An 11,530-nucleotide genomic window follows, 5' to 3' on the forward strand; every position below is an offset into this window, starting at 1 on the left:
AAATATACGCACCTTGCACAGGTGCGTCAACAGCTAAAACCCAAGAAAAACGCCAACCGAACACGAAAAAACAATAAGCCTATGATTGCAAAGGAAAAGACAAAATAAAAAATCAACCAACTTACAACCAGCGCCTGCGCGAGAAACTGAATGCAATGCCGGCCCCAATCAGCCCCATCACGGCCAAAACAGCAAAATACCCCCAACGCCAATGCAACTCGGGCATGTAATCGAAGTTCATGCCGTAAATACCGGCAATCAGCGTCAGCGGCATAAAGATTATGGAGATAATGGTCAGTACACGCATCTGCACATTCAAGCGGTTGGACTGGATAGAAAGGTATAAATCAAGCATGCCTGCCACCATGTCGCGTGAAGCATCCAGCGACTCCAGCAAGTGCAGGCAATGGTCAAACGCATCCCGCAACCACAACCGGGTTTCCGGCCTGAACTGCGGCAGATCACCACGCGTCATCTGGTTGAGCATATCGCGCAGTGGCAATAAAGCGCGACGCAAACGCATACCTTCATACTTAAGCCTGTGAATACTGCGCAATACACCGCCACTCTTGTCCGCCAGCAGTTGGCGATCTATCGTTTCAACCCGGTTACCGAAGTCATCCAGCACGCCAAAGTAATCATCAATCACCGCATCAATCAGGGTATAAGCCAAAAAATCGGCACCATGCAGCCGCAACATGGAGTCGGGCTTTTTCAAACGCTCGCGCACGGCACCGAATACACCCAGCGGGTGCGGCTGAAATGTCAGCACAAAGCCCTGCCCCACCACCATATACATGGGCTCGGACTGCAGGCGGCGCTCTTCACCCGCCAGATAGTGGAATACGCGCGTTGCCAGAAACAAGTAGCCATCGTACTCCTCGACTTTCGGGCGCTGCCGTACACTGAGGATATCTTCCTGCACCAAAGGATGCAGGCCGAAGCGCTGGCCTATGGCCTGCATTAATTCCGGGTTGGCCAGGCCGTAAACATTCAGCCATAACACCTCCGCCTTGGTTTGATAGGCCAGACCTTCCGCCACACTGGAAAACAGCGTCTCGTGACACCCCTGCGGGCCATACTCGATCAGGGAAACCGACACCTCCCCATGTACCGTCGTATCCGACGCCCCCACTCTGGGAGCCTTATCCAGAATGGGGCCTTGCGCCTTAAGCTCGGGGGTGTGCATGCTATCGTCTCACCAGTTCCAGCTTGAAGCCTATTTTTTGCCACTGCGCGACATCTTGCTCGAAGGCACTAGCCGTCAATGGGTGACTATCCAGCCATGCACCATCAAGCACCAGGGCAAAGCCCCGCGCCCGCGCCTGCAAGTCAAGCTGTGCCGGCAGGTCCAGCAGCATGCGGCGACGATAAAACAGCACTGCCAGCCGTAGTGCCACCACTGCATACCAGCGGTCGGGCTCTTCCACCAAGGCTTGCATCTTGCCCATGTCCCCGCGGTGCCCCAACACCAGCGTCGCAAGTTCGGACTGCTCACGACGGGAAAAACCGGGCATATCGGCATTTTGCAGGATGTAGGCCGCGTGCTTGTGATAAGCCGTATGCGCAATCGTCAAACCGATTTCATGCAACCGCGCCGCCCAGCGTAATTGCCTGAGCGTATCCGGTTCACAATCCTCTCCCGACAACTGCCGGTAAAACTGCTCGGCCAAGGGCTGGATTCTGTCAGCCTGCGCCTCATCTACATGGTAACGCCGGGCAAAGGCCGCCACAGTCAGCTCACGCTGATCATGATTTCGCTGCCGCCCCATCAGATCATGCAGCACGCCATCACGTAATGCCCCCTCCCCCACGCACATGACTTCGATACCCAGTTCTTCAAAAACGGCCATCATGATCGCCAGCCCCCCCGGCATTACCGCTGCGCGGTCAGGCTTGAGGCCGTTGATCGCCAGCGCATCGATGCAGCCCGCACGAATAAATGCCTCGCTCAATTGCACCATGCCGCGGTGAGTAATATCGCGCACGGACCAGTCATTCAGCTCCAGCATGTCGCGTAGCGAACGCGCGGTACCGGAGGTGCCGATAGCCAACTGCCACTGCTCCCGGGTATAGGTATGACTGATACGCTGGATTTCATTGCGTGCGGCCAGCACTGCCGAACGCATGGCTGAGCGGGTGATTTTTCCGTCAGGAAAATAACGCATGGTGTAGCTGACACAGCCCAACGGCAGACTCTCGGTCACACGGGCGCTGAACTGGCTACCCAGAATAAACTCGGTAGACCCCCCGCCGATATCGACAACCAGCCTGGACTCCGGTGTATTGGGCATGGCGTGCGCAGCCCCCAGATAGACCAGGCGGGCTTCTTCGCGTCCGGCAATAATTTCGATGGGAAACCCCAGCAACGCCTCCGCTTCACGCATGAATTCGGGTGCATTGCGCGCCACGCGCAGGGTATTGGTTCCTACCACGCGCACCTGGGCCGGCTCAAAGCCGCGCAAACGCTCGCCAAAACGTGCAAGACAGGCCAAAGCCCGCTGCCGTGTAGTCTCATCCAATACTTTATCCGCATCTAAGCCGGCGCCCAGCCGCACGGTCTCTTTCAAAGAGTCCAGCGTAAACAGCTGACGGTCAAGCACACGCGCAATCTGCAAGCGAAAGCTGTTCGATCCCAGATCGGCAGCAGCCAGTACGGTATAAGGGAAGTCGCTAGGGGTGAGAGGCAAAACAGCGTTCCAAAAGTGGCAGGAATAAAAAAAGCGGTAACCATGTTACCGCTTTTTTTCAGCTTTTGGCGTATCTAGCCGGCCGTCAGACCGATTTCACGCTTGATCTCTTCAATCGAGGTATGGCGTATATCCTTGCCCTTGACCAGATAGACCACATACTCGGAGATGTTTTTCGAATGGTCACCGATGCGCTCGATTGCCTTGGCAATAAACAAGGTATCGATGGACATGCTGATGGTGCGCGGATCTTCCATCATAAAGGTCATCAACTGGCGCAGCTCGGCAGTAAAGTCTTCATCCAGCCCCTTGTCTTCCTCCGCCAGCTCCAGTGCCGCGCTGGCATCCAGCCGGGCAAAAGCATCCAGCGCGCGGCGCAACATATTGACCGCGACCTCGGCCATCTTGCTTACCTCGCGAAAACGCGGCAGCTGGTAGCGCTCCGAGGTGTAGATAATCTTGCCCATGCGCGCTATTTTCTGTGCCTCATCACCGATACGCTCCAGGTCGGTAATGGTCTTGATCACAGAAATCACCATGCGCAAATCGCTGGCGGCCGGCTGACGGCGGGCAATAATGTGCTGGCAGTCTTCATCGATCGCCACTTCCAGTGCATTGACCAGCGCATCATCCACAATCACTTTGTCAAAACGCTCGATATCGCCACTAAGCAGTGCATCAATGGCGGAGAGAATCTGCTGCTCAACCAGTCCGCCCATTTGCAACACACGGGTACGAACGGTCTCCAGCTCAAGGTCGAATTGCTTGGAAATATGATCAGACATGAAAGACTCGCAACGGCAGATACAGAGGGCTGCATGCTAACAAGTCAACATGACAGCCCCATTACAGGAAATTAGCGCAAGACCTCGACACCACTCTCGCGGGCCAGCAACAAAACATCAGCACGACGGCGGGCGAACAGACCACAGGTCACCACACCGGGCAGATGATTGATCAGCTCTTCGACTTCGACCGGCTTGGCAATGTGCATGCCGTATACATCAAGAATGATGTTGCCGTTGTCGGTCGTGAAATCCTGACGCAGTTCCGGATGGCCACCCAGCTTGACCAGTTCGCGCGCCACCAAGCTGCGCGCCATCGGAATCACCTCGATTGGCACCGGAAACTTGCCCAGCACATCTACATACTTGGACGCATCGGCAATACAAATAAACTCCTGCGCGACGGCGGCAACAATTTTCTCGCGCGTCAGCGCCCCGCCACCACCCTTGATCATATGCAGATAGTGGTTGATCTCGTCGGCACCATCGATATAGACCGGGATCTCGTCCACGCTATTGAGGTCGAATACCGGAATATGATGCGCCTTGAGACGTGCCGTACTGGCTTCAGAGCTGGACACCGCTCCCTTGATCCGCCCCTTCATGGTGGCAGCCAGCTCTTCAATGAAAATATTCACGGTACTGCCGGTGCCGATACCGATGATGGCGTCCTCGGGAACGAATTCCAGCGCTTTTCTGGCGGCAGCCAACTTCAATTGGTCAGGGCTAAGCATGGTGGCGACTCCACATCAGGTTATTTAGTCACTTCGATTATTTCACATTCGAGTCTTTATGTCGTTTTAATGTGCCGCCATCAACAAACAAACTGCCTGCGCTTCAATGGCCTCACATCGTCCAAGATAGCCCAAAGTCTCGTTGGTCTTGCCCTTGATATTGACCGCACCGATATCGATCGCCAGATCCGCAGCAAGATTAGTGCGCATGGCATCGATATGCGGTGCCAGTTTCGGCTGCTGTGCAATCAGCGTGGCATCCACATTCACCACTTGCCAGCCGGCCGCCTGCACACGCGCCAGTGCCTCGCGCAGCAGAACCCGGCTATCCGCCCCTTTGAAGGCAGCATCGGTATCGGGAAACAAACGCCCGATGTCGCCCAGCGCCGCAGCCCCCAGCAAAGCATCGGTCACGGCATGCAGCAAAGCATCCGCGTCGGAGTGGCCAAGCAAGCCCTTGTCATGCGGTATTTCCAGCCCGCCCAAAATCAAGGGGCGCCCCTCGACCAAGCGGTGCACATCGTAACCCTGTCCGATACGGAACATTCAACCCTCCTTGCTTGATGCGAGAATGGCACGCGCCAGCGCCAGATCAGCCGGATACGTTACCTTGAAGTTTTGCGCCTCGCCTTCGACGAGACGCGGCTGCAAGCCCAGCATTTCGATCGCCGAGGCTTCATCGGTGACCGCCGCCTCAGCGCCATCTTTCAGCGCGCGCAGCAATTGTGCACAACGGAACATCTGCGGTGTTTGCGCCAGCCACAAGCCTTCACGTGATACGGTCTTGCTGACATGGCCATCGGACGTCGCACGCTTGACCGTGTCGGCCACAGGCAAAGCCAGCAAGCCGCCGATCTCGTCATCAGCCACGCGGGCAATCAGCCGTTCAACCATGGGCACAGTCAGGCAACAGCGCGCCGCATCATGCACCAGCACCCAATCATCCCCGGCAGCGCCAAGCGCAGCCAGACCGTTGCGCACACTGGCTGCACGGCTAGCGCCACCGACCCGCAACACTTCCAGCTTGGGGATCGCCCAGTCAAAACAGTCAAACCACTCATCCTCCGGCGAAATCACCACCACGACCCGCGTAATGGCGGGCACGGCAGCCAGCACCGACAGGGTGTGCCACATCAGCGGCTTACCCAATAGCTGCAGATACTGCTTGGGACTGGGCGCACCAAAGCGGCTGCCCGATCCGGCGGCCGGCACAAGCGCAATATAAGCACTCATGCCTGCCCCCCCGCTTCCAGCTGGCGCCACACACATACGCCCTTCACCGACTTGTCCAGCGCATCCAGATACTGCGCATGTTCAGCCAGTTCATCCTCGCTGGCGCGCAATACCGGAATGGGTTTGCGTTCGTAGTTCAGCAATTCCAGCGTCTCAAGCCCGTTCTCCTCCTGCTCGACATCCATTGCCAGGCTTTCCTGGCCACGCGTCATCCACAGATAGACTTCGGCCAGCAACTCGCAGTCGATCAAGGCGCCGTGCACCGTCCGGTTGGAACGGTCTACGTCAAAACGGTCACACAAGGCATCCAGGCTATTGCGCTTGCCCGGAAACTGATCGCGTGCCATCACCAGCGTATCGATCACGCCCGCGCATTGCATCGCGGTCATCGGCAAACCGGCGCGTTCGAACTCGGCATTCATAAAGCCGATATCAAACGGGGCGTTGTGAATGATCAGCTCGCCATCGGCGATGAAATCGGAAATTTCAGCGGCCACATCGGCAAAACGCGGTTTGCCTTCGAGGAACTCGAGCGAGATGCCATGCACGCGCTGCGCATCCGGATCAATGGCCCGCTCCGGGTGCATATACAGATGCAAATGGCGCCCGGTCAGTTTGCGGTCGACCATTTCCAGCGCAGCAAATTCGATAATGCGATGCCCTTGCGACGGCTCAAGGCCGGTCGTCTCGGTGTCGAGAATAATCTGTCTCATGGGAAATTCCGGATGGCCGTGCTGTATCAGCCACGGCTTGTCTATCAGTGTGCCAGCGTCACGCCGCGATTGGCCAATTCGTCAGCCCGCTCGTTGAATTCATGGCCGGCGTGGCCTTTGACCCAGCGCCAGTCCACCGACAAATGCCGGTTGCGCTCGGCATCCAGCGCCTGCCACAGGTCGGCATTCTTAACAGGTGCTTTGGCGGCGGTTTTCCAGCCACGCAGCTTCCAGCCATGTATCCACTCGGAAATGCCTTTTTGCACGTATTGCGAATCGGTATACACCACGACATGGCAAGGCCGGGTCAGCGCCTTGAGCGCTTCGATCACCGCCAGCAGTTCCATACGGTTATTGGTGGTCCCCAATTCGCCGCCGCACAGCTCTTTTTCCTTGCCCTTGAAGCGCAACAATGCGCCCCAGCCCCCGGGCCCGGGGTTGCCCTTGCAGGCACCATCAGAATAAATTTCAACCTTGTCTTGCGTCATAGTGTCTCATCGTGAGGATTATCTACTGCATGGCGCCGGTCACCCAGTACCGCGAGGTTGGCCACCGGCACGCGCGCTTGCCAGCGCGGCTTGATCAGGCGCATACCGCGCTGGCGCTTGATCGCACTGAGACCATAGACCCCCGCGACCAAAGGCCAGCAACGATGGCCTACCCGCTCCATAAACTGCCAGTGGGCCAGCCAGTCCTGCCGGTCAAGCGGCGGGGCGTAGCACATGAATACGCTGTCGGAGAGCTCGAAACCCAATAGTTCGAACCAGTCTTTCAAGCGCGATAGGCGCAAAAAATTTCCGCTCCACGGCACGGTGCTGCGCCCCTGCAGCAGGCGACGCCCCCCCCAGGCCGAGAACGGGTTGAAGCCGGTCAACACCAGCCGCCCTTCCGGTACCAGTACCCGTTCAGCTTCACGCAGCACCTGATGCGGATGGGCGGTAAAATCCAGCGTATGTGGCAATAGCAGTAAATCCAGGCTGCGGGAGTCGATAGGCAATTGTGCGGCATCACAACGTACGGCAACGGCGCCCGAGTCACCGATACAGGCGCGCCATGGCATGCGGTTGGCACGCAGAAAATCATGGCCGGGGGCACCAAACTGCAGCGCACGAAAGCCGAACGCATCGGCAACCGCCGCATCAAAATAGGCCTGTTCGCTCTGCAACAGATACTGTCCGAGCCCGCCCTCATCCAGCCAGCTTGAAAATGTGCTCATAACCGATTGCTTAAACCGCGTTAGCCGCACATGCCCCGCGGGCATGCATCAGGCCATTATATCCGAAGCCGCCGCATGATCACCTGCCCCTTGGCAGCCTAGAGGAACAGGGTGCATCAGACGGATAGCCCCTGCAACCAGACTTTGACCTTGGCCGCCGGCTGCTTTTGCAGCTTGCACAGCAAACCATGCGTCACCTCGGCCAGACCATAGTGTTGCTGCAAATGTGACGCCAGATAAAGTGCCAGATTGGCCGCCATTTCGGTGTCAGCCAAGGCGCGATGGGCGCGGCCGGTGTCGGGCAGGCCCAGATAGCGGTTAAGCGTACCCAGCTTATGATTGGGCGCTTGCGGCAGCAAACGGCGTGCCAGCAACATCGAGCAGGCAAAATCCTGCGTGCGGCGCTGTCCCAACAGGCCTAACTCATAATCCCAGAATTTTTTGTCGAACGATGCATTGTGGGCCAGCAAAGGCGTATTACCGACAAAGCGGGCGGCCTCCTGCATCACCTCGCTCGCCGGTGGTGCGCTTTTGAGCATGCGGTTGCTGATACCGGTCAGGCGTTCGATATCGGACGGAATCCACACGCCGGCATTCATCAGGCTTTGATAGCGATCCACCATCTTCCCGTTTTCGACCAGTATCACCGCGATTTCGGTTGCACGGCAGCTGGAGCCGGGGGAGAGTCCGTTGGTTTCGAAGTCGATGACGGCAATACGTTCCATACTGTATGGGTATCCAGAATCAAGGCATGAGCCGGCACTATGCCGCCTCATGCGCTAAAAGGCAAAACCACCCTACTTGCCAGCATTCTGCCACCCGACCAAACTGCATCACCGTTAGCGCAAGCGAAAGCACACCATGCCCCTGATCCGGTTAAGCGACCCCAGCGCCCCCCTTCCCTCCGAGATCACCCCGCAGGCGGTATATCTCGACCGCCGCCGCTTTCTGGCCACCGGCGCAGCCGGTGTGGCGGGCCTGCTCTTGCCCGAGGCGCACGCAGCTCCGCTCAAGGCAGCGCCAGGCCCTTATTCTCTGAAGGAAAAGCCCAACTCGCTGGACGAAATTACCCACTACAACAATTTTTACGAGTTTGGCAGCAGTAAGACCGACCCGGCCAAGTACGCGGGGCAACTTGTCGTCGATCCGTGGACACTGAAAATCGGCGGCCATGTCGCCAGGCCGCTGACGCTGGACTACGACCAGCTGTTCCGTATTGCGCCACTGGAAGAGCGCATCTACCGTCTGCGCTGCGTCGAAGGCTGGTCCATGGTGATTCCGTGGATAGGCGTGCCGCTAGCCAGCCTGCTCAAGCAGGTGCAGCCAACCAGCAAGGGCCGCTTCGTGCAGTTTGTCACGCTGGAGCGGCCAAGCCAGATGCCGGGCCAGCGCACCGATTTGTTGCCGTGGCCTTATCGCGAAGGGCTGCGTATCGATGAAGCCATGAATCCGCTGACCTTGCTGGCTGTCGGCCTGTATGGCGAAACCCTGCCCAAGCAGAATGGCGCGCCCATCCGCCTGGTGGCGCCGTGGAAATATGGTTTTAAAAGCATCAAGTCCATCGTCGCCATCAATCTGGTCGAGCAGCAACCGACGACAACCTGGCAACAGCTGGCGCCCAATGAATATGGTTTCTTTGCCAATGTGAACCCCGAAGTCGACCATCCGCGCTGGAGCCAGGCCAACGAGCGCCGCGTCGGCGAGTTTTCACGGCGCAAGACGCTGATGTTCAACGGCTATGGCGAACAGGTAGCAGGAATGTACTCGAAACTGGATCTGAGGCGCTGGTTCTGATGGCAGCCCGCCCCTTGCCCCTCTGGGCCAAGCCCTTGCTTTTTGCCTTGTGCACCGTGCCGCTGCTACATGCAGCCTGGCGGGTGTATCAGGGCGAGGCGGCCGATCCGGCCGATTATCTGACGCGCGAAAGCGGCTGGTGGGCGCTGGCGCTATTGCTGGCAACGCTGACCATCACGCCGCTGGTCAAGCTGGGACACTGGCCACAACTGATGCGCCTGCGCCGCATGCTGGGCCTGTATGCGTTTGCCTATGCCAGCGTACATCTGGCCATTTATCTGCTGCTAAGTGGTGGCGACCCCGCCATCATCGGCGACGACATCATGAAAAGCCCGTATATCGTGGTCGGCTTCAGTGCCTGGCTGCTACTGCTGCCACTGGCCATCACCTCGACCGATGGCTGGATGCGCCGCCTCAAACGCCGCTGGAGTCAGCTGCACCGGCTGATCTATCCGGCAAGCATGCTGGCCGTCATCCATTTCTGGTGGCTGACCAAATCGGATATGCGCCAGCCGCTGCTGTTCGCCCTGTTGCTGGGTGTGCTGCTTGCCTGGCGCGTATGGCGACACCGGACACAACGCACACGCGGCGCTTAACCGGCGCGTACGCCATTGGGCACGGCAAACTCGGGCTGGGCCAGCGCCGCCGGCAACAAGCCGTCGGCGTAGCCTATATCGAACATCATTCCCTCCGACATCACGCCACACATTTTTTTCGGCGCCAGATTCACTACAAACAAGGCCTGCAGGCCGGTCAGTGCTGCCGGGTCGGCACGCTCCTGCTTGATGCCGCACAAAATGGTGCGCTGAAAATCGCCAAAATCGACGGACAACTGCACCAGCTTGTCGGAGCCGGCGACATCACTCACGGCGCTAATCGTACCGCAACGGATATCGAGCTTGTCCAGATCAGCCAGCATAATCAGGGGTTTGACGGCAGCGCTCATGATGATGACCTCGTATGTGACAGCGGAGACCCCGACCTTAGCACGGCCTGCCACAAACAACCCGTTTGGTATATGCTGTGGCACAAAAAAACACGACACACGCAGCAGTACAACCAACAAGACACGGGGAATACGATGAACACCAGCATGATCAATTTTGAAATTCGCGACAGCATCGCCTGGCTGACACTCACCCGCCCGGCCGCCTTCAATGCCCTCAATACGGCAGGCATTATCGAACTGGGCGAAATCGCCAACCGCCTGTCGCACGACAAAAACGTGCGTGCGCTGGTGATCACCGGCAGCGGCGACAAGGCCTTTTGCGCCGGCGGCGATGTCAGCACTTTTGTCGAGCAATCGGCACGGGTGGGAGAGTTGCTGCAGGAAATGACCGACCCCTTGAATATCGCCGTTGCCCGGCTGATGCGGCTGGATATCCCGGTGATTGCCGCAGTCAACGGCGTGGCCGCCGGCGTAGGGCTGAGCCTGGTGGCGCTGGCCGATATTGCAATTTGCAGCGACAACGCGCGCTTTACCACCGCCTACACCCAGATCGGCTATACGCCGGATGGCGGCTCCAGCTGGCTGCTGCCGCGCCTGATCGGCCAGCGCCGCGCCATGGAGCTTTACCTGACCGGGCGCACCCTCTCTGCCGCCGAAGCGCTGGACTGGGGTCTGGTCAACCAGGTGGTCGCTGCTGATGCGCTGGCCGACACCGTGACCACCCTGGCACGTCGCCTGGCACAAGGGCCGACCCGCGCTTATGGCAAGGTCAAGGCCCTGCTGCTGGAGACGCATCAAAATACGCTGGAAAACCATCTGGCACTGGAGGCGCGCACCATCATCGCGCAAAGCCAGACCCGTGACGGCCATGAGGGCGTACGCGCCTTTGTCGAAAAGCGCAAACCCGACTTTCGCGGCGAATAAAGCGTGAACGGCAAGCACCCTGCGCAGCATCTGCATCGCTCGCGTACGCTGCGCATCGTGCTTGCCGCCTGTGGCTGCCTGGCCTTGCTGCTGGGTCTGGCCGGCGTTTTCCTGCCTTTGCTGCCGACCACGCCTTTTGTCTTGCTGGCCGCCGCCTGTTTTGCCAAAAGCTCGCCGCGCCTGCACCGTGCGCTACTGGCTCACAAGCTGGCCGGCCCGATCATCCGCGAGTGGCAGACGCACCGCAGCATGCCGCCCGGCGTCAAACCCTGGGCTGTCGCCCTGATCTGCCTGTCGTTCGGCAGCAGCATGCTGCTGGTGCCTGACAATACGCATCGCCTGTTGCTGGCGGTCATTGCGGCCATCCTGCTTGGCTTTTTGCTAAGGGTACCGGTACGCGCGCAAGCCAAGCGTCCGCAAGCCGGTCCGGTTCTGCGCTTACTGGACAGCCATCTATTCGCGCTCGGGCGCGAGATGCGCATCAGCTACCTG

Annotated in this window: 14 protein-coding genes and 1 pseudogene; 4 read left to right on the plus strand and 11 right to left on the minus strand. The window is 58.6% G+C overall.

Annotated features, from left to right (window positions below):
• Window positions 1-121: 121 nt before the first annotated feature.
• From corA to GQF02_RS13455, 10 genes are all read right to left on the minus strand, one after another.
• On the minus strand, window positions 122-1,189 hold the full coding sequence (gene corA, locus GQF02_RS13410; RefSeq protein ID WP_160797824.1) for a magnesium/cobalt transporter CorA: 1,068 nt from the start codon (window positions 1,187-1,189) through the stop codon (window positions 122-124).
• A 1-nt stretch (window position 1,190) separates the two neighbouring features.
• On the minus strand, window positions 1,191-2,690 hold the full coding sequence (gene ppx / locus GQF02_RS13415; RefSeq protein ID WP_220789481.1) for an exopolyphosphatase: 1,500 nt from the start codon (window positions 2,688-2,690) through the stop codon (window positions 1,191-1,193).
• Between the two features lie 74 nt (window positions 2,691-2,764).
• On the minus strand, window positions 2,765-3,475 hold the full coding sequence (gene phoU / locus GQF02_RS13420) for a phosphate signaling complex protein PhoU (RefSeq protein WP_124735607.1): 711 nt from the start codon (window positions 3,473-3,475) through the stop codon (window positions 2,765-2,767).
• Window positions 3,476-3,546: 71 nt separating this feature from the next.
• Window positions 3,547-4,209, minus strand: a complete 663-nt coding sequence (gene rpiA / locus GQF02_RS13425) for a ribose-5-phosphate isomerase RpiA (RefSeq protein ID WP_124735608.1) — start codon at window positions 4,207-4,209, stop codon at window positions 3,547-3,549.
• Window positions 4,210-4,275: 66 nt separating this feature from the next.
• Window positions 4,276-4,755, minus strand: a complete 480-nt coding sequence (gene ispF / locus GQF02_RS13430; RefSeq protein WP_124735609.1) for a 2-C-methyl-D-erythritol 2,4-cyclodiphosphate synthase — start codon at window positions 4,753-4,755, stop codon at window positions 4,276-4,278.
• On the minus strand, window positions 4,756-5,442 hold the full coding sequence (gene ispD / locus GQF02_RS13435; protein ID WP_160797826.1) for a 2-C-methyl-D-erythritol 4-phosphate cytidylyltransferase: 687 nt from the start codon (window positions 5,440-5,442) through the stop codon (window positions 4,756-4,758).
• A complete protein-coding gene (gene dnaQ / locus GQF02_RS13440) occupies window positions 5,439-6,155 on the minus strand; it encodes a DNA polymerase III subunit epsilon (RefSeq protein ID WP_124735611.1) in 717 nt (238 codons plus the stop codon). The genes ispD and dnaQ overlap by 4 nt, the downstream gene beginning before the upstream one ends.
• Window positions 6,156-6,199: 44 nt before the next feature.
• Entirely contained in the window at window positions 6,200-6,643 is a 444-nt protein-coding gene (rnhA, locus tag GQF02_RS13445) for a ribonuclease HI (RefSeq protein ID WP_124735612.1), read from the minus strand.
• On the minus strand, window positions 6,640-7,371 hold the full coding sequence (locus GQF02_RS13450; protein WP_124735613.1) for a class I SAM-dependent methyltransferase: 732 nt from the start codon (window positions 7,369-7,371) through the stop codon (window positions 6,640-6,642). Before GQF02_RS13450 ends, rnhA begins: the two co-directional genes overlap by 4 nt.
• A gap of 116 nt (window positions 7,372-7,487) precedes the next feature.
• Window positions 7,488-8,096, minus strand: a complete 609-nt coding sequence (locus tag GQF02_RS13455; RefSeq protein ID WP_124735614.1) for a 3'-5' exonuclease — start codon at window positions 8,094-8,096, stop codon at window positions 7,488-7,490.
• Between the two features lie 136 nt (window positions 8,097-8,232).
• Between GQF02_RS13455 and msrP the strand changes: the two genes are divergently transcribed.
• On the plus strand, window positions 8,233-9,165 hold the full coding sequence (gene msrP, locus GQF02_RS13460) for a protein-methionine-sulfoxide reductase catalytic subunit MsrP (RefSeq protein ID WP_160797828.1): 933 nt from the start codon (window positions 8,233-8,235) through the stop codon (window positions 9,163-9,165).
• Window positions 9,165-9,761 carry a protein-methionine-sulfoxide reductase heme-binding subunit MsrQ gene (locus GQF02_RS13465; protein ID WP_160797830.1) on the plus strand — a complete coding sequence of 199 codons (597 nt, stop codon included), beginning with the start codon at window positions 9,165-9,167 and terminating at the stop codon, window positions 9,759-9,761. Before msrP ends, GQF02_RS13465 begins: the two co-directional genes overlap by 1 nt.
• Here GQF02_RS13465 and GQF02_RS13470 read toward each other — a convergent pair.
• Window positions 9,758-10,111 carry a tRNA-binding protein gene (locus GQF02_RS13470; RefSeq protein ID WP_160797832.1) on the minus strand — a complete coding sequence of 118 codons (354 nt, stop codon included), beginning with the start codon at window positions 10,109-10,111 and terminating at the stop codon, window positions 9,758-9,760. The genes GQF02_RS13465 and GQF02_RS13470 overlap by 4 nt on opposite strands.
• A 135-nt stretch (window positions 10,112-10,246) precedes the next feature.
• Here GQF02_RS13470 and GQF02_RS13475 point away from each other — a divergent pair, with 135 nt between their 5' ends.
• Entirely contained in the window at window positions 10,247-11,038 is a 792-nt protein-coding gene (locus GQF02_RS13475; RefSeq protein WP_220789482.1) for an enoyl-CoA hydratase/isomerase family protein, read from the plus strand.
• A gap of 48 nt (window positions 11,039-11,086) precedes the next feature.
• Window positions 11,087-11,371, plus strand: a pseudogene (locus GQF02_RS16225) (YbaN family protein); the annotation flags it as partial.
• Between the last annotated feature and the right edge of the window lie 159 nt (window positions 11,372-11,530).

Source organism: Craterilacuibacter sinensis (assembly GCF_009831765.1).
Classification (GTDB): domain Bacteria; phylum Pseudomonadota; class Gammaproteobacteria; order Burkholderiales; family Chromobacteriaceae; genus Craterilacuibacter; species Craterilacuibacter sinensis.